The 26651-nt window shown below is 39.3% G+C and carries 22 protein-coding genes, 1 rRNA gene and 2 pseudogenes; 12 read left to right on the top strand and 13 right to left on the bottom strand.

All coding sequences use genetic code 11. The annotated features are described in order from the left end of the window. Window positions 1-123 precede the first annotated feature (123 nt). The 3 genes from rrf (at window position 124) to BV375_RS38350 (ending at window position 1001) form a co-directional block, all read left to right on the top strand. Window positions 124-241: ribosomal RNA gene (rrf, locus tag BV375_RS25965) — 5S ribosomal RNA — on the top strand. A 146-nt stretch (window positions 242-387) separates the two neighbouring features. Beyond that, window positions 388-669 (top strand): hypothetical protein, encoded by a 282-nt coding sequence (locus BV375_RS38355; RefSeq protein WP_243714057.1) that lies wholly within the window; start codon window positions 388-390, stop codon window positions 667-669. Further along, entirely contained in the window at window positions 666-1001 is a 336-nt protein-coding gene (locus BV375_RS38350; RefSeq protein WP_243714056.1) for a hypothetical protein, read from the top strand. Before BV375_RS38355 ends, BV375_RS38350 begins: the two co-directional genes overlap by 4 nt. On the opposite strand, the pseudogene BV375_RS25955 reads toward BV375_RS38350, so the two are convergent. The 4 genes and pseudogenes from BV375_RS25955 to BV375_RS25940 form a co-directional block, all read right to left on the bottom strand. Next, window positions 998-1509: pseudogene (locus BV375_RS25955) on the bottom strand (IS630 family transposase); the annotation flags it as partial. The gene BV375_RS38350 and the pseudogene BV375_RS25955 sit on opposite strands and share 4 nt — an antisense overlap. 25 nt (window positions 1510-1534) lie before the next feature. Further along, window positions 1535-2761: an ISL3 family transposase gene (locus BV375_RS25950; protein ID WP_086765818.1), complete on the bottom strand. Its 1227-nt coding sequence runs from the start codon at window positions 2759-2761 to the stop codon at window positions 1535-1537. A gap of 166 nt (window positions 2762-2927) precedes the next feature. Continuing rightward, window positions 2928-3104: pseudogene (locus BV375_RS25945) on the bottom strand (IS630 family transposase); the annotation flags it as partial. Window positions 3105-3235: 131 nt separating this feature from the next. After that, window positions 3236-4378 (bottom strand): BMP family ABC transporter substrate-binding protein, encoded by a 1143-nt coding sequence (locus BV375_RS25940; protein ID WP_086765814.1) that lies wholly within the window; start codon window positions 4376-4378, stop codon window positions 3236-3238. Between the two features lie 202 nt (window positions 4379-4580). On the opposite strand from BV375_RS25940, the gene BV375_RS25935 reads away from it, so the two are divergent. Then, entirely contained in the window at window positions 4581-5228 is a 648-nt protein-coding gene (locus BV375_RS25935) for an NAD(P)H-dependent oxidoreductase (protein ID WP_243714055.1), read from the top strand. Window positions 5229-5233: 5 nt separating this feature from the next. On the opposite strand, the gene BV375_RS25930 is transcribed toward BV375_RS25935, so the two are convergent. Together BV375_RS25930 and BV375_RS25925 are read right to left on the bottom strand one after the other, a co-directional pair. Continuing rightward, window positions 5234-5605 (bottom strand): sulfite exporter TauE/SafE family protein, encoded by a 372-nt coding sequence (locus tag BV375_RS25930; RefSeq protein WP_086686079.1) that lies wholly within the window; start codon window positions 5603-5605, stop codon window positions 5234-5236. A 24-nt stretch (window positions 5606-5629) separates the two neighbouring features. Then, entirely contained in the window at window positions 5630-6595 is a 966-nt protein-coding gene (locus BV375_RS25925) for an acetamidase/formamidase family protein (RefSeq protein ID WP_086765813.1), read from the bottom strand. Window positions 6596-7035: 440 nt separating this feature from the next. On the opposite strand from BV375_RS25925, the gene BV375_RS25920 reads away from it, so the two are divergent. From BV375_RS25920 to BV375_RS25910, 3 genes are all read left to right on the top strand, one after another. Then, complete coding sequence (locus BV375_RS25920) at window positions 7036-9303, top strand: ATP-binding protein (protein ID WP_086765811.1); 2268 nt, start codon at window positions 7036-7038, stop codon at window positions 9301-9303. 53 nt (window positions 9304-9356) lie between these two features. Next, window positions 9357-9800, top strand: a complete 444-nt coding sequence (locus BV375_RS25915) for a response regulator (protein ID WP_086765809.1) — start codon at window positions 9357-9359, stop codon at window positions 9798-9800. Window positions 9801-10198: 398 nt separating this feature from the next. Beyond that, the gene (locus BV375_RS25910; protein WP_086765807.1) at window positions 10199-11881 is read left to right on the top strand and encodes an ATP-binding protein; all 1683 of its coding nucleotides are present in this window, start codon (window positions 10199-10201) and stop codon (window positions 11879-11881) included. A 187-nt stretch (window positions 11882-12068) separates the two neighbouring features. Here the strand turns inward: BV375_RS25910 and BV375_RS25905 are convergent, their stop codons facing one another. From BV375_RS25905 to BV375_RS25895, 3 genes are all read right to left on the bottom strand, one after another. Further along, complete coding sequence (locus BV375_RS25905) at window positions 12069-12878, bottom strand: methyltransferase domain-containing protein (RefSeq protein WP_208099191.1); 810 nt, start codon at window positions 12876-12878, stop codon at window positions 12069-12071. A gap of 499 nt (window positions 12879-13377) precedes the next feature. After that, a complete protein-coding gene (locus BV375_RS25900; protein WP_086765805.1) occupies window positions 13378-13896 on the bottom strand; it encodes a GNAT family N-acetyltransferase in 519 nt (172 codons plus the stop codon). A gap of 26 nt (window positions 13897-13922) precedes the next feature. Further along, on the bottom strand, window positions 13923-14246 hold the full coding sequence (locus BV375_RS25895) for a hypothetical protein (protein WP_086765803.1): 324 nt from the start codon (window positions 14244-14246) through the stop codon (window positions 13923-13925). 291 nt (window positions 14247-14537) lie between these two features. Here BV375_RS25895 and BV375_RS25890 point away from each other — a divergent pair, with 291 nt between their 5' ends. Together BV375_RS25890 and BV375_RS25885 are read left to right on the top strand one after the other, a co-directional pair. Then, window positions 14538-15125, top strand: a complete 588-nt coding sequence (locus tag BV375_RS25890; RefSeq protein WP_086765801.1) for a TetR/AcrR family transcriptional regulator — start codon at window positions 14538-14540, stop codon at window positions 15123-15125. A 57-nt stretch (window positions 15126-15182) separates the two neighbouring features. Continuing rightward, window positions 15183-15620 carry a thioesterase family protein gene (locus BV375_RS25885; RefSeq protein ID WP_086765799.1) on the top strand — a complete coding sequence of 146 codons (438 nt, stop codon included), beginning with the start codon at window positions 15183-15185 and terminating at the stop codon, window positions 15618-15620. 149 nt (window positions 15621-15769) lie between these two features. Here the strand turns inward: BV375_RS25885 and BV375_RS25880 are convergent, their stop codons facing one another. From BV375_RS25880 to BV375_RS25865, 4 genes are all read right to left on the bottom strand, one after another. Continuing rightward, entirely contained in the window at window positions 15770-16132 is a 363-nt protein-coding gene (locus BV375_RS25880; RefSeq protein WP_243714054.1) for a hypothetical protein, read from the bottom strand. Between the two features lie 152 nt (window positions 16133-16284). After that, a complete protein-coding gene (locus BV375_RS25875; protein ID WP_086765797.1) occupies window positions 16285-19014 on the bottom strand; it encodes a DUF3962 domain-containing protein in 2730 nt (909 codons plus the stop codon). Beyond that, on the bottom strand, window positions 19004-22531 hold the full coding sequence (locus BV375_RS25870; RefSeq protein WP_086765795.1) for a hypothetical protein: 3528 nt from the start codon (window positions 22529-22531) through the stop codon (window positions 19004-19006). The genes BV375_RS25875 and BV375_RS25870 overlap by 11 nt, the downstream gene beginning before the upstream one ends. After that, complete coding sequence (locus BV375_RS25865) at window positions 22524-23834, bottom strand: Fis family transcriptional regulator (RefSeq protein WP_086765793.1); 1311 nt, start codon at window positions 23832-23834, stop codon at window positions 22524-22526. The genes BV375_RS25870 and BV375_RS25865 overlap by 8 nt, the downstream gene beginning before the upstream one ends. A 433-nt stretch (window positions 23835-24267) precedes the next feature. Between BV375_RS25865 and BV375_RS25860 the strand changes: the two genes are divergently transcribed. The 3 genes from BV375_RS25860 (at window position 24268) to BV375_RS25850 (ending at window position 26619) form a co-directional block, all read left to right on the top strand. Continuing rightward, window positions 24268-25188: a hypothetical protein gene (locus tag BV375_RS25860; RefSeq protein ID WP_086765791.1), complete on the top strand. Its 921-nt coding sequence runs from the start codon at window positions 24268-24270 to the stop codon at window positions 25186-25188. Next, window positions 25178-26146, top strand: a complete 969-nt coding sequence (locus BV375_RS25855) for a hypothetical protein (RefSeq protein WP_086765789.1) — start codon at window positions 25178-25180, stop codon at window positions 26144-26146. The genes BV375_RS25860 and BV375_RS25855 overlap by 11 nt, the downstream gene beginning before the upstream one ends. Before the next feature lie 215 nt (window positions 26147-26361). Continuing rightward, window positions 26362-26619, top strand: coding sequence for a hypothetical protein (locus tag BV375_RS25850; RefSeq protein WP_086765787.1), 258 nt, complete (start codon window positions 26362-26364; stop codon window positions 26617-26619). Window positions 26620-26651 lie beyond the last annotated feature (32 nt).

Raw genomic sequence — 26651 nt, 5'->3', positions numbered from 1 at the left:
CGAGGGCTTGACCTCATCAACAATTGATTTCGCGTTACTTGCAGTCTTCAGGGTTGTGAACAAGGGAAAAGGTTAAAGGGCAAAGGTAAGTTCTTTCCCTTTTACCCTTGCCCTCAAAGTTTTCCTGGTGTCTATTGCGCGGTGGAACCACACTGACCCCATCCCGAACTCAGAGGTGAAACGCTGCTGCGGCCACGATAGTTGGAGGGTTGCCTCCCGCCACAATAGCTCGATGCCAGGTCTATTCATTACACACAAAGCCTTTCTGATTAAATTTCAGAGAGGCTTTTGTCATTGCTATGATACTTTTGATGATATTAATGTATTAAGCTGTCGATTGGAGTTTAGACTAAATGAGCGACAAAACCAAAAAAACAGGGAGTGTGATTGAACACAGACCCCCTATTAGCAGAAGCACCAGAGTTGAACCACCAACTCTCATCTGCCAATATGAAACTTGCCTTATTAGAAGAATTTCGTCAAGCAGCGTACAGATATCTAGGTAGAGCGCATGATGCAACTTTCGAGCTGACAGATGCAATATTGCTGACTCGTAACGCCTACAGTTTGGCAGAATTATCGCTATCACCAGTATTTAAACGTAAGTGGCCAAGCATCTATATTCTGGCAAAGGGCGACCCAGGAAACATGGTGATCAATTTAAATTGAATGAAACTTCTAGATGCAGCCAAATTGCTCAAAGTATAGAACTAAACCATGAAACATTGGGACGGGTCAAGGTGAGCTTGTGGTCAAATTTACACTTTCGTCAAACAGCTACAGGTCCCATGTCTCTCATTAGAGTTGAACGTCTAGATGAACAAGGCAATTTGAGGGTGTCAAAACCTTTGTGGTTGGCTTGGGTGGGAGAGGAAATGCTTCCACTTGAAGAAGTTTGCCAACTCTACCTCCGACGTTTTACTGTTGACCACTGGTATCGTTTTTTGAAGCAACGCTTGCACTGGATATTGCCTAAGTTGAGTAAGCTAATCAGCATTTAAGCTGCAATATAACGGAAATTACCTTTATTTTTGATTTTTCGATACCACTTAATTATTAACTCGCCTTGATTTAATAGCTTATCTAGCAGTGTTTGTAATTTATCTACTGATTTAAATAAGCGATGAGCAATATATTCTTTACATGAATGCCAAACTAATTCGATAATGTTGTAGTCAGGGCTGTAAGCAGGCAAGAACTCTAAAATAAAATTCGGAAATTCTTCAGATATTTTAGCTAGAATATCTTTGCGTTTATGAAAACTAGCGTTGTCTAAAATTAAAATTATCTTCGGCCCATACTTGGAGAAATCTTGACTCAGATTTCCTTTATTTACCCACTCTTGTTTAATTAGTTCATTCAATTGGTGTAATTGCTCATAAAAATATCTGCATTACCTTTTTTAACAAAAAAACATACTCGTTTTCGGTCTAATTCTCGGATTGCTCCCATTACATTTACACGACCATACCGCCGTTGTCCTGGGACATTTTTACGTTTTCCTTTTTCGCTCTCCCAGACTAGATATGATAAATTAGTAGCAAAAATACCAATTGAGTAAAATTCTTCTTCTAAAATTATCAAAGTTAGTTAAACCATAAGCTCTTCTTTTAATCAGCTTAATCTTCTGATTAATTCCTTCAACAATTCCTTGAGTAGTTCGGCTATCAAAATAAGCGAGAATCTCATCTATCCATCTACTTATTGTTCGACAACTTTTCGGGAAGTATTTATAAGCTGTTTCTGTCCATTCTAGGAATTTATATAAAGCTTCATCACTGGTTATTGGACTGTCAAATATATCTCTAATTCCTTCTTTAATTCGATACATTTTTCCTAATTCAGGGGCAACTTTCTCCACTGATTCTATCTTCGCTTTTTCCTCAGAGTTCAGGTTTTCTTTTTTCTTTAATAAAGGGTATTTACTCTGAGTCAAACCCGCTAATATATTTTCTCTCTCTTTCTTGTTTTTAATTTTTTCTGCTGCTCTTTTTTCTTTCTTTCTCTTTTGATCTAACTCCTCATTTATTTGTTTCATGACATGGAATCTATCGGCTACTATTTGAGCATTTGGCATCATTTCTTGGATTAAACTTTTATATGGTATCCATAAATCTATACTAACTTCTTCTATTTGGCTTAAAACCTCTAAACCTAGACTCGATATGTATTCTGCTATTACTGCCTTATTTCTTTTCTCCAATAATGCTATTGGTTTTCTTGTTTCTAAATCCACCAGAACTGCCGCATAATTTTTTCCTCCTTTTAACTGGGTGATTTCATCTATCCCCAACTTTTTTAACTTCTTGGGTTTTTCTGCCAGTAAATCAACTTCCAGTTCTTTTAATAGTGTTTCCACCTCAGAGGTTGTCATTCTATTTCTTCTGGCTGCACTTTCTACATTAGTTTCTAATACTTCCTTAATTACTTTCATCGCCAGTCTTTTTGTATAGGTTCTTCTGGCTTTGATAAAATCTAACTCTTCACTGAATACTTGATGACATTTTTTACATTTCAATTGACGACGATTTACTTTTAACAATACTTGATAATCACTCAGGGGTATATCTCTGACTCTATACCAATGATTTTGATGGATTTTATCGGAGGTATTTCCACAGTGAGGACATTTAGCAACTTTCAGCTTATTTTCAATTTCTATTACTATTTCATCATCTGTCAGAAAATGGTAATTAATAACCTTGACATCTTCAAGATTAATAACTTTAGTAATAAAATGAAGCAAGGGATTAGATGGCATAGTTATTAAAACAAGGGTTTTAATATCAATATTTTTGGATTTTTATGTTTTTAGATTGGTCTATAATTCCATTTATAGCTTGGGTTGGCTCTATTAACCAATCTAAATTATCTAAGATTTATTTAATTTATTTATATTATTTTAACATAGTTACTCTGGGAGAGCCTCCTTTTTTACCCCAATTTTTCCGACTCTTCACACGTAAACTAAAACCGCTCTCGTCCCAAAACCAAACCTGTAAATGCTCTGGCTGTTCTCTTGCAATTGTTAAATATTGAGTAAGCTTCTCCTTGAACTTGGCTCTTTCAATTGGGTTTTGTTTCTCTTCTAGGTCATATTTAGCCAGCCCTTTCAACGCGTTCATTTGTACTATATTTTTCGCCAAAAATACACACCCTTTTAATAATCACCATAAAACTACCGGAAGAACCGTCTTATCTTACCCCAAATCAATAACCAAATCGGAAAACTTATTTAGAATTTACTTTTAGGAATCGACCCTTCAATCCCCTCAACATACCAATCCATTTCCAGTTGTGCTTTATTATCCAGCACTTTGCCTTTTGGTATTCGTACAACTCCCTTTTGGTCTTTTACTGGTCCATCAAAAGGATGGGCAGTACCCTGAATAAACTGTTCGCGTTTACCATTGACGAATTGCTGAACATCGCTAGGAATCACTGGATTCATTAAGGAAATATCTACCATGCCTTGACCGATACCATGCCAAATTTCTTGCGGCTTCCATGTGTTGTGCATGACAGCCAAGGCTGTATCTATATAAAATTTTCCCCATTTATTAATTGCTGATGTCAGGTGTGCTTGGGTACCAAACTTACTCATATCGGTGTTGTAGCCAAAAGCATAAATACCTTTTTCTGCTGCGAGTTGAATAGCAGCCGCCGAGTCAGTATGTTGGGTTAGCACATCTGCACCTAAATTAATCAAAGCTTGGGCAGCTTCCCTTTCTTTTGCAGGCTCGTACCAATTTTGTACCCACATCACCCTGACTTTTGCTTGAGGATTTGTTGTTCGCAGTCCTTGAGTAAATGCGCCGATCCCGCGAATTACTTCTGGGATTGGATGTGCCCCAATAAAACCAATGACATTGGATTTGGTCATCTTGCCCGCAATCAGACCGGTTAAATAGTGCGGTTCTTCAAAGCGTCCTGAATAAGTGCCGACATTGGCAGCAAGTTTGTATCCTGTACAATGTTCAAATGCAACACTGGGAAAGTCTTTGGCAACTTTAATTGTGGAGTTCATGTAGCCAAAGGAAGTTGTAAAAATTAATTTATTACCGTCTAATGCTAGTTGCCGAATCACTCTCTCAGCATCAGCACCTTCATTAACATTTTCTACAAAGGTAGTTTTAACCTTATCTTGGAGATCCGCTTCCATTTCTCTGCGACCTAAATCATGGGAGTAAGTCCAGCCAAAATCACCGACATGTCCTACATACACAAATCCTATTTTTAGCGGTTCGTTGACTACCACAGGGGAGGCTGTTGGCACTACTTCGCTTTGTGATTTGGAATTTTTACCTTGAATACAGCTAGTCAAGGCAAAGCTAGATCCTGCTAAAGTCGCATACTTGAGAAAATTCCGACGATCCATTGTTAAGCAATTTAAAATTCAACAAGGGTCAAGAGTTATTTGATTACTGATAACGGTAGACGTAGCCCAGTACCGCTTGGCGGAATTTAATGATTTACTGATGATAGCAATTACCTAGTAGAGTAGGCGATCGCATCTTAGTCTCCCTACTCTCACAATAAATCTCTAAACAGGAATTTCTAAAGAAAATCTAATGTAGCAAATGGTGCCGACTACAAAACCGGATAATGCATTAGGATTTGCCAAACTATCAACCTTAAAATTTACACCTATGACATATACACCTAAAATTCTGACCTTTGCAGGCAGCACCCGCGCAGATTCTTACAACAAAAAATTGGCTAAAATCGCCGCGAATGGTGCTAAGGCAGCAGGTGCGGAAGTAACTTATTTAGATCTGCGCGATTTACCCATGCCTCTTTACGATGAGGATCTAGAAAAACAAGAAGGGCAGCCAGAAAACGCAGGTAAATTTAAGGAATTGCTAATTTCGCATCAAGGATTACTAATTGCTTCGCCTGAATATAACAGTTCGATTTCAGCAGTTTTAAAGAATGCGATCGATTGGGCATCCCGTCCAGCGCCAAATGAAGCACCACTGGTAGCTTTTACAGGTAAGGTGGCTGCGCTGATGAGTGCTTCTCCTGGGGCACTTGGCGGTTTACGGGGGTTGGTTCACCTGCGCAGTATTTTGGGAAACATTAGAGTTTTGGTGCTTCCCGATCAAATAGCTGTACCTAAAGCATATGAAGCGTTCAATGTCGATGGTACATTAAAAGACGAGAAGCAACAGCAATCTATTGAAAAGCTGGGTGAAAGTTTAGCCACAATTGTAGCAAAGCTCAACTAAACTTTTCAGCGGTTGATTAAATAGCGAGCACCTAGGAGTAGCAAAAATATCCCATACAGTTTTTTCATTGTCTCGCTGCTAATAAACGGCTGATTTGCAAACAAAGCTCCAAATAAATTGCCCACTACTAGACCAACTGCAATAATCACAGCATATTTGATATTAAGCTGACCATTGCGATAGTAAACTGCGGCTCCTAAAATACCAATTGGTAATATTTGTGCAGCAATGGAAGTACCTGTGGCAAACTTCTGATCCATACCCATCAGTAATACCATTGCTGGCACCATTATTGCTCCGCCACCAATACCAAACATACCTCCAGCGACACCAGCAACTAAACCAATTAGCAATAGTTGGATAAGAATATTAGACATAATCAACAGTTTCTAGATGTGTGGTTATAAACTAACTACCTGAGACAAAATTGATTTAGGTAGCATAGCATGAACTCCTTTTTGCGGACTGTTCACAACTTGAGTAATCCGAAAGTTCACTGCTAAACTACAAAGTACATATGCATCTTCTGGCGATAAATAGATGAAGCGTTCTAAGAACTCAATCATATTTTTCAACGCTTTTTCTAAAGCTTCATCTAAGGTTTGACCAAAGCCCATTGTGATGATATCAGTATGAGTTTCTCCAATTGGTGTTGTTAAATGCAAGTCTTTACGAACTGTAAGTTTAATTGTACCGTTCATAGAAGTTTCAATAGCAGTAACATTCACTTCACCATCTCCTTGTGCTGCATGACCATCACCAAGAGAAAATAACGCACCTGGAACAAAAATCGGCAAAAATAACCGAGAACCTGCTTGTAGTTCTTTGTTATCAATATTACCCCCGTAACTACCAGGAGGAATAGAAGTTCGAGATACTTCCGGAGTAGCAACACCAAGGATACCAAAAAATGGTTTGAGGGGAATTTTGATGCCACTACCTTGAGGAAATTCAGCAATCTTGTTTTCTAAATCCAGGGGAATAAATCTTAAAGCAGCTTGATGAAATCTTTGTGGTAAAGCTCCCCAACCTGTACGAATTGCATTGAAACCTACAGGTAAACTCGGTGCGATCGCTTTTAATTCTACTTCTAAAACATCTCCTGGTTTCGCATCTCGCACATAAATTGGCCCTGTTAGTAAATGCGGCCCCCCGGCAATTTTACGTTCTAAGGATAAATTTTGGCAGATATCAAGAAATTCTTGGTTAACAAACTCAGGTGGCGCTTTATCGTACACATAATAACCACTGTAAGTTTCCACTTCAATCGTGTCACAAGAATCAACAGTGAGCACGGGTGCTAGCAAATGCGAAAAACCACCGAGATGAACTGTTTCTTTGGTTGCTTTTAAAATGTGATGGGTCATCTGAACATCATTCTGATTTAGCAGTATTAGTGAAATTTAATACAATTAACACCAATTTGTTGGAAAAATGATTGCATCAGATGAATTCGCACCCTGCCAATTCAAAATCTAAAATAGGAATTCTGATTGACTCAAATAAATAGTTTTAATCCCCTTGTGGGGTAATGGTTAAAACAATTACTCGTGGGATAAATCTAGTTTTATCGCTCTACCCTTACCTTACATCGACATAGATAAGAGCGATCGCATTGCCAATTCTGACACGTCTGTATTGTGTGGAAGATGCATTGCGTGACAACGCACCATACATTACTACTCAGTTAATTGGCAGCAGGGAAGTAGAGGAGAATTTGTTGAATAATTATAGTTTTTGATCAATGTTTAAAGAAATATAAAATTTAATTGCGGTATTGTAAAAGAGGCTTTTCGTTAGATAAGTTATGAGCCAGTCAGAAGACAATACTGCCCAAACTGCTTCTTTGACTAACCACGATCGCAAACCAATTCATATTCCTGGCTCAATCCAACCTCATGGTGTACTGCTGGTTCTTAGCCCCCAGCTAGACATACTGCAAGTTAGCAATAACACCCTGGAATACTTGGGCAAAACTACTCAAGAATTACTTAGTCAACCTCTAAACATCTTGCTAGGTCAAGAACAAGTTGCAGTTATCAGACATTGCTGGACAAAAAAAATTGGTAGTACAACTAGTTATAAAGTATCAATTACAACTTTGAACAGAGAGCGATACTTCGACTGTATTGCCCATCGTACAGAAGATGTTGTAATTCTTGAACTAGAACCGATTGACTCTAAATCTGAGCTGAGTTTCTTAAGTTTCCATGCTTTAGTCAATGAAGCGATCGCCCAAATGCAAAAGACATCAAACCTGACAGAATTTTTGCATCTAGTGGCAACAGAAATCAGAGAAATCACAGCTTTTGACCGGGTGATGGTCTATCAATTTGATCGTAACAAAGCAGGTTCTGTCGTTGCCGAAGCCAAACGCGAGGATTTACCACCATATTTAGGGCTACATTATCCCGCTACAGATATTCCTGCACAGGCTAGAGATTTATATACGCGTTCTTTGCTGCGATTTATCCCTAATTTAACTGCTCAACCAGCCAAGCTGGTTCCCATTGAAAATCCCATCACACATCAACCTCTTGACTTAAGCCTATCTGTACTCAGGAGCGTTGATTCATGTTGTGTTGAATATCACCAAAATATGGGCGTGGCGGCACTGTTGGTCATCTCACTGATTCAAGAGCAGCAGCTTTGGGGTTTAATTTCTTGCCATCATCACACACCTAAGCATATTTCCTACGAACTGCGTCAAATCTGCGAGTTTTTGGGACGGATTGCGTCGTCAGAGTTAACGCACAAAGTTAATCAATTGGAATTAGATTATAAAGTCAAACTTAAATCTCTACAGTCTGAGTTTATCGAGTCTATTTCCCAAGCAGATAATTTTATTGATGCTTTGATTAAGCCAGAACTCCGCTTGCTAGATGTTGTTAGCGCCTCTGGAGCAGCAGTTTGTTTAGATAATGAAATTACACTTGTAGGAGCAACACCCGATATTGAGCAAGTTAGTGCCCTAATTGAATGGGCAGATACGCAAGTAAAGGACAACCTATTTTCTACAAATTCTCTACCGCAGCTTTATCCTGATGGTATTGCTGTTAAAGATACTGCTAGTGGTCTATTACTACTACGGATTTCTCAAGTCCGACGCTATTACATTCTCTGGTTTCGTCCCGAAGTTATCCAAACAGTAAATTGGGCAGGTAACCCCAATGAATTTATTCACCTAGCAGATGATACTCTCACCCTGAATCCGCGCAAATCCTTTGCCAAATGGCAGGAAACGGTGAGATTAACTTCCTTACCTTGGAAACCATGTGAACTTGATAGTGCGATCGCTCTCAGGAATGCGATTGTGGGTATTGTACTTTCTAAAGCAGATGAGTTAGCCAAAATTAACCTAGATTTAGAACGTAGCAACCGCGAACTAGCCTCTTTTGCCTATGCTGCTTCCCACGATCTCAAGGAACCTTTGCGGGGTATCTATAATTACTCAACGATTCTGTTGGAAGATTACGGCCAAATTTTAGATGATGACGGGATTGATTGCCTAGAGACAGTTGTGACTTTATCAGTGCGTATGGAAACTTTGATTAATGCTCTACTGCGACTCGCGCAGTTAGGAAAAGCACAACTGCGCAAGCAAGCCATCGATTTCAACGAATTGCTCAACCAATTAATTGATGTTTTTCGTGCTAGCCGTCAAGATTCTCAGCTTTTAGATATTCGCATTCCTCGACCTTTGCCAACAATTCAGTGTGATTCAGTTCTCGTTAACGAGGTCTTTAGTAACCTGATTGGCAATGCGTTCAAATACAACGATAAGGCAGAGCAATGGGTTGAGATTGGCTATTTAGTTTCCAATGAGCAGCAGACAAAAGGCCAAGCTTCATTAGCTTCTGTGTTTTATGTGCGAGATAACGGTATTGGCATTCCCGAACATCACCGCGAAACCATCTTTCGACTTTTTAAGCGACTCCACTCCCAGGAAAAGTATGGTGGGGGAGTAGGTGCAGGGCTAGCTATTGTTAAGAAGATTGTAGAGCTGCATAACGGCCGGATTTGGGTTGAATCTACCGTAGGCATTGGCTCGACGTTTTATTTTACTCTGGAATAGTTTAAGATAAGTAACAAAAATCTTTTAATTATTACATTTTGTTAAGACAACTGATGACAAGGAAACTTCATGAACCTCTGCTGATAGTTGAGGACAGCAATGAAGATTTTAGGATATTGCAACGCCTAATGCGACGCATGGCTGTCCAAAACCCCATATATCGCTGTACAAATGGGGACGAGGTTTTAGACTTGCTGTATAAAGAGGGCAGCAATGAAAATTCTCATGTAGCGCTCAGACCCTCTGTTATCCTGCTCGATCTGAATTTGCCGGGTATTGATGGTCGTGATATTCTAGAGCGACTCAAGCAAGACAGAAGTTTCAGAGAAATCCCTATTGTTGTTTTCACTACATCATCTAACCCTAGGGATATTGAATTGTGTTACCAAAAGGGCGCAAATGGCTATCTTGTCAAGCCAATGGATGCGCAAGAACTGCAAAAGACGATTCAAGCATTTGTAGACTATTGGCTTGAGGCTAATACTCCGCCAGCCTAAAACTGATTTGTGTCGTTCTTGTAGATGCGGTAGTTGGAAGAAAAGAAGGCCGTGGAGCGCAACACAGGAGTAGACTGTATGCGTCTGTTGAGGCTGGGTTTTGATACCCATATGGCACAAAGGCTCTCAGCGAGTCTGTTTCTCTGCGTCTTCGCGATCTCTTCGTTCTCCGCGTCACCTCGTATCCCCCTGTTAGTGTCGATTTCTAGATTTTCTTTGCTACTAATTGCTTACGACTTAATACTGACGTGGTTTTTCGGGCACGTTAGTCAATCGCTTTAAGTTGTTTCAATAAATTTTAGATTTTATTTATATTTATTTTAGATTATTTTTAGAATTATGCAATAGATCGCAACCTGCTCAAAAAATCTATATACTCTCCTGCTCCTCATACTTTTATGCTGGACATATCGACGTTACTGATAATTGATGATTGTGCAGCGGATCGGAAAATTTATCGTCGATATCTTTTACAAGATCCGTACCAGTCCTATCAGATTTTAGAGGCAGACTGTGCAGAGAATGGACTCGCTTTGTGCCAAAAAAATCATTGCCATGTCATTCTGCTGGATTTCTGCTTACCTGATATGAGTGGATTGGAATTCTTTGACAAATTAGAGCAAGAAACATTTGATACTCCCCTAGCAGTGATTATGCTGACTGGGCGGGGTGATGAAGAGGTCGCCGTACAGGCCATGAAACGGGGTGCTCAAGATTATTTGGTCAAGCAATACCTAAAACCTGATGTACTGCAACTAGCAGTCCGCAATGCAATCAAGCAATCTTGCTTGCAAGCCCAGCTATGTAAAAATCGAGAACGACAGCGCTTAATTGCTACGACTGCTTTACGAATTCGTCAGTCTCTCGATTTGGAACAAATTTTAAATACGGCGGTGGTGGAGGTACAGCAACTTCTCAAGTGCGATCGCGTCTTGGTGTATCAGTTTGCCCCAGATAATGGTGGTAAGACTGTAGCCTCCTCTGTTGAGTCATGGGAGACTGTGGCAGCACACAATAATATCCAAGATATTTGTCATGAAATAGGAGGCGAAAATCATCATTGGGGATGCAAATTAGCCATTCCTCAAGTTTACGAAGCTGGCTTGAGTCATTGTTACCTCAACCTATTAGAACAATTTAATCCAAAAATAAATTTAGTAGTTCCCATTAATTTGAGTAATAATGGCAAGCCAGAAGATCAGATCTGGGGCTTGTTGATTGCTCACCACAAGTCGGGAGAACGACAGTGGCAAGCTGATGAAGTAGAAATACTCAACGAATTATCAGTACAACTAGCGATCGCTATCCAACAGGCTGAATTACTTGCCCAAACTCAAGCGGCACTTGTGAAAGAAAAGCAACTTAATGCATTTAAATCTCAAATCGTAGCCACAGTTTCCCATGAGTATCGCACGCCCTTAACTTCAATCTTGGCTGCTGCATCAACTTTGAGCAAACATGGTCAGCGATTGGATGAGATGAAACAACAGAGGTTACTAGGAATTATTGAGCAGAAAGCTAGGTCTATGTCGAAACTCGTGGATAACATGCTAATGGTTAACCAAATTGAACTAGACAAAACCAGGTTTAAGCCAATCCCACTCGATTTACTGCAATTTTTTTGTGATCTCATGGACCAAACACGAGAAACATTAACTGAGCGCCATGAACTAATTTTTAACACTAGTGGAAATAACAATGGCTTTTGGGGCGATCGCGGGCTTTTGCAGCAAATATTTGTGAATTTAATCTCCAATGCAATTAAATATTCTCCACAGGGTGGTAGCGTAGAAGTTTACCTTGCTGGCACAAAATCAGAGGTGATGTTTTACATCAAAGATGAGGGTATTGGGATACCGATGGCAGATCAACAAAAGTTATTTCAATCCTTCAGTCGGGGAAGTAACGTTGGTACAATTCCAGGAACAGGTTTAGGGCTAGCGATCGCTAAATCTTGTGTAGAGTTACATGGAGGCAGTATTACTTTGTCTAGCCACATAGGGCAAGGAACTAAAGTGACAGTCAGCTTACCCAAGCAACCTCCTTTTGGTTGTTATAAGACAGCGTCTAATCAAAGTTAGAAATGATATAAAGCCCGATAGATTAGTTCTAATTCCCACATCTATGCAAACATTGGAAAACTCTTTTTCTCTCTGCTTTCCTGCGGTCTAAATAATCACTCTTTCACCAGACAAGATATTACTTCCCTTGCAGCAATTGGGCACAATTTTAGAGAATTTCTCCTTCCGCATCAATACTCAACTCAGGTTATCCAATTGCTTCTTTTTGAGCGACAACTCCCACCGTAGCGTGATAGATAGCCCAAGTACTTGCATCATCTGCAAATTGGCAATATTGCTCAATATCATGAGCAGTTGCTTGACCAGTTGCAATATAATTCTCTGCAAGTTGAATAGCAGACATTTTCATCACTGTTGCTATTCCAAAACCACCATTGGCTAGAGGTGTATCGTTCTCTACAGATAAATTTTGTAATCCTAGCCTTTGGAGGATAGCAGGTAACTTCACACCAAGAGCATAATCAAGTCCTTTATTTGCAAACATCCGCAGGATAGCTTGATTAACTCGATTCACAGATTGGAGTGCTTCTGAATTTCCCACAATTGCCCTCGCAGCAGCAAAGTCAGGCTCCTCAAGCACAATCCATCCACCTGGTTTTAGCAGACTCAAAATTTGGGATAAAGCAACTCGAAAGTCAGGTATGTGGATGAGAACGAAACGTGCATGAATCAGGTCAAAAGATTGATTCTCCAGCACCAGATGCCGAATATCCTCTTTTAATACTTCAACATTAGACGGCTGTGGCTCTGTTAAAAAACGAGTATCTACATCTACAGCAACAACACTGCCACTTTTGCCAACTATGTCTGCCATCCACCTCATGACTGAGCCAGCCCCCGCTCCTACTTCCAGACATCGCCAACCAGCTGTCAGGCCTGTTGCCAAAATTCGTCGTCGGCTTGCTGGATCAAATACTTTTTCAATTGTTTGAAGTCTTTCAAGCTCTCTGAGATGTTGGGAATTAGCAAAAACGTAGCTAGACTCTGGCACACTCATGTTAACCTATTCCTTATTCCACGTAGCCTTAGCAATCTCAAGACTCAACCGATCGACGTAAATAGCCAGAAAATACGTCACCAAGACTGAAGCAATCCGTTCGATACTGTAATCTTTTAGACTGACAATACTTTTTTAACACATAGATTATAAATGAGTCTCAGCGAACATACACTTAATCTGACAGCCACTTTTATTGTTGGATAAGTTCACTAGCTTAAAGATAAAGTTGAACCGCGCTTTATCACTTAGAACTCAGCGCTACTATATTAGGTAACCTGAGTTCGGGATAAGAAATCCTCAAAACCCCTGATTTCTCGTTGTTCGGTCTGAAGCTCTGTTTTAATCGGTTCTCAATAAGGCATATTGTTGATATTTGTCTCATTTGTGAGCCTTATTGACAAAATGATTCCACTTTAATTGCTTCTTTCATCACTTAGAGCTTTGCTTAATCCTTACAGAATCAGCTTTTTAGCTTCTGTCTTAACCCGAACTCAGGTTAGGTAATATCCCATGCTTCTCGGTTGATGCCATAAATTAAAGCTTCTCTACCAAAAACTGTGGTCTTTCCTTCAAGTTTCTCTCCTAACCGCTTAGCGACTTGGATCGATCTGATGTTATCAGGATAGATGAGGCTAATGACATGCTCTTGACCTAGCTCGCTAAAACCATAATTAAGTGCGGCTTTTGCCCCTTCAATCGCGTAACCTAATCCCCAATAAGCTGGCTTCAATGCCCATCCAATTTCAAATCCAGGCCAGCCTTCAGGGTAAAAAAATCCGATGCGACCAACTAAAATTCCACTTTGAGATTCTTCAACCGCCCACATTCCATAGCCTCGTAGTTGCCAATGTCCCAGCATGACAGCCAAACTACGCCAAGCTGCAAAGCGTGACAAGGGTTCACCATCGCCTAGATAGCGGGTTACTTCAGGATCGCTAAATATCGCAGCATAATCATCGAAATCTTCTTCACGGAACATTCGCAGCAGCAGACGTTCTGTTTCGAGAGTTACCATATACCTTAATCGTTTATGTAAAACTGCTATTCAACAATACTTAGCCCCGATACTTTAATATAAAACTTCAACGCTGACTTGATGTATTGATATTTTGGAGAGCCATCAAGCTGAGTGAATATCTCTACTACATCCCCCCGATCTTCAAACCTGATTTTATACATCACAGTACTTTCCATAAGGTAATCATAGAACTCTTGCCAATTATGGAATAACTCTTCTGGGGTTATAACATTTCTGCTAATTGCTGTCGGTATTGCTGAAAAAACTAATTTTCTATCATCCCTGATTACAAAAAGCTTTGATATCACTTGTTGTTTTGTTCCAGCAATTTTCATTCCAACAGCCATTGATAAGCCCCTATCTAAACAGGTTCATATTATTTTAGTTAGCGAGGAGCCTCAAACAACTGTTACTGTGCCAAATCACGATGAACTAGACGAGGGACTCTACGTGCAATCATCCGACAAATAGACTTGACCGTTGAAGATTTTATTGCACTGTTGTAGTGTAGGCAGAAGCGAAAGGTCAGATCGCACTAGTAAATTTGACAGTAGCCTCAGGAGTTTAGAGTCAAATTTTTGATTCTCCAATATTCATCGTGCTAAACTAAATAAAACCGATCGGTCGGAAAAGCTTTAATGTCTAAAGGCGAAGAAACAAAAGCAAAAATTCTCCAACAAGCAGCCGAACTGTTTAACCAACAGGGGTATGCTGGCTCGTCGATTTCCGACATCATGCGTGTTACTGGTTTGCAAAAAGGCGGAATATACAATCACTTCCAAAGTAAAGATGAACTAGCATTACAGGCTTTTGACTATGCGATCGCCTGCGTTAGTCAGCATACCAGAGCTGCATTGCGTAGCAAACATCATGCGATCGAACGTCTGCAAGCAATAATTGGGGTATTTAGCAGCTTTGTAGATCACCCCCCGATTAAAGGAGGCTGTCCACTACTGAATACTGCTATTGAGAGCGACGATGCGCATCCAGCATTACGGAAACGCGCTCAACAGGGGATGGATTCTTGGCGTCAACTCATTGGTCTAATTATTGAAAAAGGAATATCTAGGGATGAAATTCGTTCTGGAGTTGATGCAGATGAAGTCGCCACGGTCATAATTGCAACTTTGGAGGGAGCCATTATGATGAGCAAGCTATATGGAGATTCGATTCATATGCAAAGAGCAATTAATCACCTGAATCAATATATAGGAAGTCATCTTTGAAATTTTTTTGATAATTAACAGACCGTTCGGTTTTATTTTTGAAATTCAGGAGTAATTATGTCATTAACTGATAACTTGCACAGACCACTAGAAGTAGAGCTTGCTATACCTGTGAGAACCTATGATATTGATTTTGCTGGCATTGTCAGCAATATAGTTTATATCAGATGGCTAGAAGATTTACGCTTGAAATTCTTAAATGAACATTTACCTATTGAGACACAAATCGATCAAGGATATGCGCCTATACTTGCAGGCACTGAAATTGAATATAAACGTCCTGTCAAATTGATTGACCAAGTGATTGGCCGTTTATGGTTAAGTAATTTGGGACGGTTAAAGTGGACTGTACAAGCAGAAATATTAGCTAACAATGTTATAGCAGCAGTAGCTACACAAAAAGGTGCATTTGTGAGTTTTCGGAATGGTCGCCCCGTGCCAGTTCCCGATCAATTACAACAAAAATATGTGAATTCCCAACCAGTAGATCAATAAATTTGAATTGTATATTTATTAGGATGGTCATTTGTCATTTATATTTACAAAAGACAAATGACCCTCTTCAAAAAAATATCTGCGATTTCGACACGCATTAGCTTAAGACTCGCTGGCTTCTCCCAAGCGATCGGGATTTTGCACACCAGTCAACCGATTCCAAAGCTGATAACCAACCTCTGTCTTCGGTACATACCAGTTGTAGGGCCAGCTTCCATTCCACCGATTGCAGTCAACTCTCTGCGCTCTGGATCATTCAGGTCAATGTATTTTGCACCTTGTTCTAGACGACTTCCGGAGGGTAGCACTGTAATTTGCTTGAGTTCGTCATCTGTATAATCTGAGAGTTGCTGATGCAGTTCCTTAACCTCATAAGCATTCAGCTCTGCTTTCTCTGGATGCGGTCCCTCAAGACCATGATTTCGTCCAGCCATAGGTTGCGGATTTAGGTCTTGTTGCCACTCATCTGGCTTAGCATCAGTTGGTCGGCCTGGTTTTTGAGTTTGAGCCATTGAAGTTTTCTCCTTTGGGCAATAGAAATTCTGAAAAAGTAATGAGTAAATCTACCAAGCAGAGCGAATCATACTTTCGCTTTACTATTAGTACGCCTCACGAAAATTAGAATGCCGACTGCCAAAAGAAGGAATTAAAAAGTTTGAACCAGTTATTCCACAATTTCCTCTAAGACTTCTAGTCCCTCAAAGTTTTCTAATTCCACTGCATCTTTAGCACTGACTGCATATTCTTTCGCTAAAGTTGCAAAGCGAAATGGAAATGGTAAAGAAACATGATCTGCGAAATAAGGCCAACGCTTTCTCAGATTATGAATAAAACAAGCCAATTTATAGGGTTCAATTTCTGGGTGATGTACAATAGCTATTTCTAAGAGTTTGCGACTTCCAGCTTGTAAACTGCCATTATCAAGCCGAGACTGCTTCCGTTGTAGTGTGTTTTTACCTTGTTCAGTATTTAATGCTTTCCTAATGCTGAGGTAAAGTGTTGTTTCCTGACTATCGCACACATTTTGCCAACAGAATACGCTACTTGTGCTGCTAGCTGGAGAATCTTTAACAATAGCAACTGGAACTTCGCCATTTTCAGCAACCCGTAAACGCACAAACCACAAACGATTAATTTCAGATTCTGTCATATTCTGTTTTAGTTCGTTGGGTAAGTCGTTATTTGGTAGGTTGGGATTTTGTAGCCAAGTTAATATCCTGCGTGCATTTTGCGCTTCTGCCATAAATAGTACACGAGGATTTTGTTCCTGTTCAATTGGGGTACTCAAGCAATCGCGTAAACATTTGGTAACGAAATCATTAAAAAACTGTTGTTCTATTTTGCGATCGCTAGACTTTTCTTCATCATCAATATCAGCAGCAATATATGGTTCAGTATCCCATTTCTCGCTTATAAGGTATTCAAGTGCGGCTGGATAAGATAGCCATGTAGGAAATAGACAATGAGTAGTAATTTGTACAATTCCTGCCACTGGGTTAACTCTTACCATCAGTGCGCCAGTAGTAGCTTTATTATAAGCTGTTGTTTTTTTTGTGCGGCGTAAAACATAAAAGCAAGTCAACCATATATGCGGATCTATGTCATCTTTTTGAGCATCGATTAACTGAGGAGGTAAAACGCCAAATTGCCGCAATAAGTCTGATACGGCTCTTAAAATACGATTTCTGTCACTTTTTTTACGTCCAGTTAATGCATGGAGATGCTGATTAACATAACCAGCTTGCATAACTCCAATTCGTAAAGCTAATTTAGGGTCAGACTCGGCTGGAAAGAAAGATTTTTTCGGTTTTATTTCAATTAATGCACCGCTTAATCCCTCTGATTTAGGTAAAGAAGCTTGAATCTGTTTTATTCGCTCATCCATAAATTGATTGCGTTTTCCTTGTCTATCTTTAACCTTTGTTGAGGGAGGAATATCAAATCTTTGGGTTAAGTCTTGAACGTGCTGAGTTTTGATACAAATAGAAGCAACTTCATTGCTATAAATATTTGCTTCTCCTTGTAATGCATTATTATTTTTGTAAGTTTTATTTTTTCCAACTTGATGTAAAGAAAGTAATTCACAAATAGCAGCAATCAAAGCATCTTTGCATTCTCTAGTTTCCCACAGGATAAGTATTGTAGTAGGAGCATTATCAGAAAGACAAAAAGTTGCGTGTGTAGCAATCTCAGAACGCAGCATTGGAGTTTTTGGACTTATTTTAAATTTCCAAAAGTCTCGCTGTTTATCTTGTATTTTTACTGCCTCCTCACCAATGCGCTGAATCATCGAGAGACGCTCTTGAATCGCACAATCAAGGCTAGCTAAATCTCGTGGACTGACACCAGCAAGACATGGTGGCTTGCAACGATGGCGAGTATCGTAAGCAATAGCAGCTTGTATTCCTCTGGCATTTTCATTGATTTCAGACCAGTTGTAAGCTGGTGTTGAAGTTAAATTATCAAGTTCAGGCAATGGTGAATCATTAATTGTTAGTAATTCGCTAATGGCTCTTGACCATCGTGCTTCTGTTCCCAAACGCTTTATTTGTAGAGGAATAAAGCAAAATGGTTGACGAGTTCCATCTAACCATCGGCGATTATCACCAATATAAGCTGTAGCACCTCTGTAAGGGATGCGTTCTAAAGGCTGAGTTAACCAACGGCGAATCGAAAGCTCATGGTAGACTATCGGTTCCTTTCGCCAAGGAACTGTTTGCAGTTTGAAAGATATTACAAATGAAATGTTTGCTGTACCTAAATGTTGATTTCTCTCAATCAACGGCACAGGATACGGAGGCCAAGACATTAATTCGGAGCCTTTGCCTAGTCTAACTACCCGATAAAATTTCAGTTGGTATTGATTATCATCGCCAAAACAAACTGGTTGAGAATTTTTCAAAAATTCAATAGCTAAGTAATCAGGAATTACCGGAAAACGAAAGTCAATTTTATGTTCACTTTTGGGTAAATTCCACACAGGATTGGTAATTGGTTTATCGTCCCATTTCCAATCATCATGGTTAAGCTGATCTAAAAGAGAATTTACTTTTTCTTCTCCTAAACACCAACAAAACTCTTCTCTTAGCCAATCTTTGATCAATTCTGGTAGGTAGTCCAAGTCAACTTTTTCGGTAGCAAATAGCCAAGGAACACCTGGACGTTGCCAGCCTCCACGCTCTGTTTTGATAACTTGGGGAAAACTAGCAGCAATGATGGGGTCAAAAGATGAAACTGGAACTGATGGATATTTGCTATAACCAGCTTTTGAACGCTGAATAGCAAGAGATTTGGCTACTTGCTGATATGTATTAGCAACTTGCAGAGAAAAAATCTCATATTGCAGATTCTGAGTCAGTTCCCAAGCTCCAGGAAGAATAATATTAAAGGTCATGATGTAATTCCTTTGTATTTTTGAGTGTATTGAAGAAAGCGCCGTAGAGCGATCGCGTTAAAGTTGTTTCCCAAGGTTGTTTTCCGGGGGCTTCTAATTCCGATTGCAGTTCCTTGAGAATGCCAACTAACAAGGAGGTATATTCTTTATCAACTTCACTGATGGCTGATTGTGGTGCAAATTTGACATCTAAGAAATGGACAATACAAGGAACGCCGCCCCGCACTAAGCGTCCGATAACTTGCCAAATACTTACCAATTGAGTTGAACAAAGAACACGACGTTCTCTATCGTTTAATGACTTGAAAGAGGATGGCCTACTGTTCAACTCCACCATCTGAGCGATCGCGGCTCTATAAAATATTTCTTCGGCTTTTATCAAGGTAAGAGTTTCGCCAGAAGCCAGGAGCGACTCGTAAAAAGAGGATTCACAAGCGTGTTGTAACGCCCAATCGTTGAGTTGTTGGACAGTTGTTTGCCAGTCATCGGGAACTGGCATTGGTCGGCTGAGAAATACAGCAGCCCCAAATGCTGCTATCCTTCTATCGTTGAGGATATTGTGACCTCGCTCCAATGCCATTAAAGGAGCAATAACAATTTGAGTAGGAAGGTTTTTTAAATCTCGAATCTGACTGCGGCGGATACCCTTGAGGTCAGCCGGAGCGTTATCGCGTCTAAGAACAGCGATACCTTCAAGATTTTCGACGCGGTATAACGGTTTCAAAATCGATTCAACTAACGCTGCTTCGTCATAACTATTAGTCAAAAGCAATAAACGATTGCGATCGCCCCATCTTTGTGGGTCTAGCTGTTCTTTTTCTTTTAACTTTTCAAATAACTTATCCAGAAAACTTTTGGGTTGTCCGGCTTTAGAACCTATTGCTTTAACCATCTCCTGGGCTGCTTTTTTTCTTGCAGCAGGTAGCTTACCCGATAAAGCAATATACTCTCCTGCATGATTCTTTTGGGTACTGAAGAAAAATTCACTTTCCCCAATTCCGGCATCGCCAACAGTCTGATTATTTCTAGCAGATTCTAGTAATACTTTAGGTCTTTCTCGAATGTGATAAGCAGGTGTACCAGGAGCATAACTTGTGCCAGAAATTAGTACTGTATGCGGGCCATCCCAATCATCAACAGCAAATAGATACGGAAAATTTAGCAGTAAATAGCGACCGACTCCAACATAACGGAAATATTCTAATTTACCGCCTTTATTGTTGCTGCGATCGCGCCTATATCTAAACCCCAAAATATTACCTACAGGAGCAGTCGGCACAACTGGAAGATAATCGCGGGGTGGACGATTGACTAAAGCTTGACTTGTATCGTGTAAATCTAAAAAGCGATGAATAGTCCCAAAATTATCTACTAAAAAAGTCAACCTATCATCTAAAACTGTCACAATAATTGCAAAGTAAGTATGCTGCTTTAGTTGCTCAAATTTACTTTCATCAGGTTGTGGTAGATTTTGCGCCTCCAACCATTTTTGCCACCAATTACCAATTTCTGTGAAAACAACTTTTTCACTCTCAGCACTTAATAAACTTAACGCTATTGCTGAGAGTTCACCTCCACGAAGGCGGCTAAGAGGAGCCTGTATAAATTGCTCCAAATCTTCCATTAATTGTCTTTGATATTGCCTTTGTTGTGGAGAAGTTAACCCAGGTAGAATCTGCTGTTGTCGCGTTGCAATACGTTGAGTTCGAGTTAGTCCAGTCCGTCTATTATTTGGGAGTATCTGAGAATTTTCTTTATCCGGTTGGTTTACTAATTCGCGGATCATACGAGCAAACAGAGAACGACCTGTAAAAGGATCTTCTCCTAACCATTCCACTAGTTTTTCTTGCTTATAGAGCAATGGACACATCCGGTTAATCGCTTTTTGAGCGTCATACTGTGCATTTGTCCAAGCTTCAAACCAAGCCGCTGTCATGCTAAGGCGGTTGGAATTGTAAATAGGTGCAATGTTCTGTCCCAATTTGTTCAGAAATGAACTGTCTGAGTTATCTAATAAGACTTCATCAGGCGCAAAAGCTTCATCTAGTTGCACCTGTATCCGATCGGCTTCGTCACTAAACAGGAAATCACAATGATGGTAAACGGCTTCTGCAAAAGTTTGTTTGTACTGAAATCCTTGTCGAGGAACGGGGGTATGAATAAAGCTAGCCGGAGTTAATATCCATACCAATGCTTCGGCGATGTCTCGTTCTAATTGGTGACGAGGGCATTTATAGTAAAGAGGACAGGTATATTTATCTTCTGTCTCCTTCTCTTCTTCATCGTCATCATTTACATCTTCACCGCCTTGTTGAGTAATTGTGATTTTTTGATATAAATTGTGGCAAGGTTCGTTACCAAATTCCCATTTCTCTTCTGATTGCACTAAAGCTAATAAGGGACAAACAGGACTGAACCATCGCCAAGCAGGATGTGTTGCTCCTTGTTCAATTTCCTCTCCTTTATTGAGCAATAGAGGTTCAAAAACCTGTTTTAATTGTCTAGTGCGCTCACTATTTCCCAACACAGGAGCCGCCGGAATTCCCAATCCTTCCCTAAACAAAGAAGCTAGGCGCACTGCTGCTACAACATCATTAACTAATAATGCACAGCGTTTTTTTCGTTTAGCAAAGTGATAAATTTTAATTTCCAGTAATGTTGATTTACCGACATTTAATAAACCAACAATGTGAATTAGCTTTTCTAAGTTTATTTCTATTCCCGATTGAAAATCTTGTGTGTCTGCATCGTATAACTGTAAAGCAATTCCTAGAAGACGCTCATAATAATTTTCTGCATCATATCCAGCTTGATGAAGTTTCTCATCCATTTCTTGAGCATCTTCTAGCAACGCCTCTCTAGTAACGGTATAGTTTGGGTTAATAGCTTGACGTGTTTGTAGAAAAGATATTTGTGGTACAGGTGCGATATTAGCAACAGCTTCTGGAATCTTAATAGGAACTTCAACAGGGCTATTTCCCTTATGAGTGATTCTGGCGTACCAATATCCAGCAGTTGCCAATTTAACTTTGTTTTCTTGAGGTTGGGGTGTTTGATTAAGAGTTTGGCGATATAATTCTAGACGACGGGGAAAAATACTAGTAGGAATTAACTGCGGAACACTGTTAATATCTTGCAAACTAAAAATTCTCAGAATTGCAGGTATATCGCTATATTCTGAAATGGAGCGTTCCCATTGTTTTCCTTTACGACGCACTAAATAAAAACGAGCTTTTTGTACAAGTCGCCAGTTTTCATCATTTTCGAGTGTTTCCAGAGGGAAGCGATAACCTAAAAGAAAAGCTGATACAGCAATAGCTGGTTCTTGTGGTGCTATTTCTCGTAGTAAAGTCAATCCCAATTCTACGTCGGTAATTAGTTGAGCAAGACGCGATAATTCTCGTCGTTTCAGTTTTATATCTGCATTAGGTAAAGCCTCATCCACATCAGCAATTAACTCATCTGACTTGCGTAGTGTCTTTCGCAATTGCTCACCCCAGCTAGAAATATCACGCATGATTTTTCTTCCTTAAATTTTGTTCAGCTAGGTTAATAATTTCGCTAATTAACATCAGACGCACACCCCCTAACTCTGGTTCTAATTGTGGGCGGCGCACTTTAATTCGTAACAAATCATCTCGCTCATGTGGAAACACCACAAAGGTTTCAGCCATATCATGGCGATAATCCACTTTTTTTAAACGTTCTTCATCTAAATACGACCAATCTTTAACATCAATTGCCCAACGGATTTTTTTACTAAACTCCACAAGTAAATCAAATTCATCAATTTCTGGCCAAAGAGTGACACGTAATCCAAGCTTGGTAAGTTTTTGTGCTAAGTCAAGTTCCCAAATCCCTGGTATTGTGCCATAACGATGTACACCAGGGGTAACAACCTTCAATTCTTCAGCATCTTCTTTAGATATAGTAGGTAAACAAGAAAGGCCTTGTTTTGCACTAATTTTTTCGCAGGTGTGACTGCGACAGATATAAGTGTTTTTATATTTGTGCATGACATACTTGCAGCGTGGACAGAAATGATAGGTTTTATCTTCAACTAAATCAACTAAATCAACATAGATTTTTAGCAAAAAATCGCGCAGTGGCCTAAGTTGCGTTGAAGATATGATGCGACGGAATTCAGTATAAGGAAGAACTGGAGACTCAATAATCAGTTTCCGTAAGGCGCGATAAGCTTCTTCTAGTTGATTTGCTCGACAGTGTTCTAAAACATCTTGCAGAACTTTCTCTTGTACCTGATTTTCTACATCAGAACCTGTAACCTGCCACTGTAGAGCAAAGTCGGAAAGCAAGCCATCTTCTATGAGCGTAACTTCTGGTGAAAGATGGGGAATTTCTGTGGTTGCTTCCCACTCAACAACTGGCTTTTTTGACCAGTCAAAAAATTCTGGAATGTTCGAGGGGACTTGTTCATTTCCTTGCAGTAAAGATGTCAAGTACATTCGAGACATTCCCAAACGTAGGGATTGTGGAATTTGCGATCGCTTTTTTGGTTCTAGTGTCCCCCAATCGGATAAACCAGTCGCTAAATAGCGCAATGTTTCCGTCACTGGAATATTTAGTCCAGGTTCACCTTCTGGATCTAGATTCAGCAAGCGAAGACTTCGCGCAACATTATCATCCCAATCCACATCAATACCTCGTATCGTCTGCAACCTTCGCTGAAGTGTAGCTTTTTGCTGTGGTTTCATTTCCAGTTCGACACACAACTCTTCTAGAGTAGGTGCTTGTTTATGGATGCGGAACCATTCTCGTAATGCCTCCAGAATCTTGTCTCGATGTTTGGTAACTTTCATATGGTGCCTTTTTATTCTTTTTGTTTGAGCAATTCTCACACCCCCTCACTGATAGGTCAAGAATTTTTTTCGATGTTTCCACTATGTTTCCGATGTTTCCATTTTTAGTTAAAAAGGCTATGCTTCCATCTTGAGTCAGGATGCTTGCTGTGAAAAAAAACTAAGTAACTGGTGGTGAGTTAATGCTCCATAGAGGCAAGCTGAGTCAATTGCTATGTAGTAATGCAGAAAAAATATTTGTTGTAGTACATGTATTCTTAAGCGGTTGTTTTCTACAGCTTTCACCAATTGAATCAATATGCTCTATACATGAAGTAAAAGTTTTGCTATAAAAGACTTTGAAAATAAGGGAGAAATATATTGCACTTTCTAGTCCTTATCTTGTAGTATCACAAGATGTATCTGTACTACTAGAGTCAATAGGGTTAGCTTTATGACCTCTTCCCAGTCAACAAAACAATTGGAGTTGATTAATTTTATGGCTTCACCTGAACCAGCAATAACAAAGGTAGCGGAAGAAACATTGCCTTATAATACTACGGAGGAAGATATTTTAAGCTTAGTTAACGCTGTAAAGAAGAAGCAAGGCAATAACCAAGCTATCAAGGAAGTTTACGGTAAAACTTCTAACTTTGAGACTTCTAAAAAAACTCTGGAAACTGTAGGTATCTTAGATGATGCTCTAAATTTTACCTGTGAAGGCAGAGAATTTGCTTATGAAGAAAATCAAGAAAAAAGACAATTTCTTCTGTTAAGACAACTTTTAAAGTATGCTCCCTACGGGAATTTTCTGTTACACATCTGCCATCGTGATGATTTATCAGAAACAACTTTGGAAACTCTTAAGAACTATTGGGGCAAACATAACTATGGTGTCTCTGCAAATAATAGAGAGGATGCCGCTGTAGTATTTGGTCATTTTATGACATTAACTGGCTTAGGCAAATTAACATTTGGAAGAAGAGGAAAACAATCTCGTATTGAGTGGAATCTTAATATAAAAAGTAGAATTGATGAAGCGAATGAAGATAATATTGACGATAAATCGGCAAAATATAGTGAGAGTAATGTAGTTGTAGAAATTCAAAATCAACCTGAAGATACAGTTATTTTTGATCGTCAGTCTTCTATTACAAAATCTCAAACAGTGGATTATTGTATATTGCCAAATAACGATATATCAGAGAAAAGTCATAACTGTAATGACGATAATGCTCATCAAGTTAGTAAATTAACTACTCTTCAAGAGCAAAATATAAAAATCAATATCAATATTGATATGACTACATGGGATATTGATAAAATCAATGCTTTTTTTAAAGCTACTCGTGGAGAGTATCAAGATGAAAACTGAATATAAGTTACCAAAAAACAATGTTTCTATCAGCTTAACTATGGATGTAGTTGTACGTTGCTCTCATAGTGGTTCTGATATCGATTCATTGATTATTTATACAGGTAAGACTAAGCAATCTGTAAAAAATGCTATTGATACAGCACTTTTGCTTCAAATGCTTAATGTTAACTCAGATGGCAGTTACTCAGCTATTAAGGAATGTGCTGAAATTCTAACTTTTCATCCTTCTGAAAAACTCAAGGTATACACCTTTAGGAAATGGCTTCAGATGTGGTATCCATTTATTTTGTTTTTACGATATCTAAAACATGGAGATACAGCAGAAATCGCAGCAAGAAAGCTTTGTTCACTTTTTTCTTTAAATAGAGATTCCAAAACAATTACTAATTTACTATTCACCTGGTCTAAAAACTGTGAATTAATAAACTCCAAGGGAGAGTTTTTATTTGATAATTCTGAATTACAAGATTATCAATTGCTTGAATTGAGTGATCTTATAGATGACGTTAAAGCTAAAATGTATATATTAAACATCCTTGGTGATGATACGTTCATCTGGCTTAAACACGATGAAATACAAGAATTAGAAAATGCGATTCTTAAATACCAACAAGATCCAAGGAATGCAATAGCTTGCGCTGGTAGAGCTTATGAGGATGTTTTAAAGAGAGTCTCGACAGAGTTCGTAGGCATAGATACTAAAAACTTAGCTAAGATGAACGGCATTTCTCAGCTTGCTAATAATCTTCATTCTCTTAGCTCCATCCATCCTAAGCAACAGCATGTTTCGCTGGCTATAGGTACTATTCGCAATATGGCAAGCCACGGTAAAGACTTTAGTTCTATGGATAAGTGGGAACTAAGCTCAACAGCAGCTATAAGTAATATATTGATGACCTTGGTTTCTATAAAAAGTATTTTTCACTATGTAAAGTCAAAGAAATATTTATTTTAGCGCTGACATTTGATTCTCAACGCAGAGAGTCCAATTTCATATGGTAAATGCCGAGGTATGGGGAAGCTTATCCTGCTAGCCTCGTTATCTCTAAACACTGTTTACAACTACATATATGCACTGTATGGTTGTAAAAATTTTCACAGGAACTGATTTGAAGCAAACAAATTCTTAGATTTAGTAGTTGTTAAATAATTTCCATAATCACAATTTCTATGAAATCAGGCACTAAAATATTTGCCATCTCACTGCTACTGACAATTTGTTGTAATGCTTTTGCGGTTCGCGATCGCATCTTAGCAGACCAAGGCGTTGGTGAAGCGATCGCACAAATTCCATTTAGTCCCAAATTTTCAGCTATTGAAACTGTGCAAGCGGCTAATCCCCCAACAGTAGCTACAAACAAATCTTGGCAAAATGCCCGCCTAGTTCGGACTCTACCCCCAAGTTATACCAATTCACGAAAAGCCTGATACAAATAAAGCGTCAAGAATAAAATCCCAAC

This window comes from Nostoc sp. 106C, from assembly GCF_002154725.1.
In the GTDB taxonomy this organism is placed as follows: Bacteria; Cyanobacteriota; Cyanobacteriia; order Cyanobacteriales; family Nostocaceae; genus Aulosira.
The sequence above is the reverse complement of the archived record's forward strand: the minus strand, read 5'-3'. Positions and strand labels throughout refer to the sequence as shown.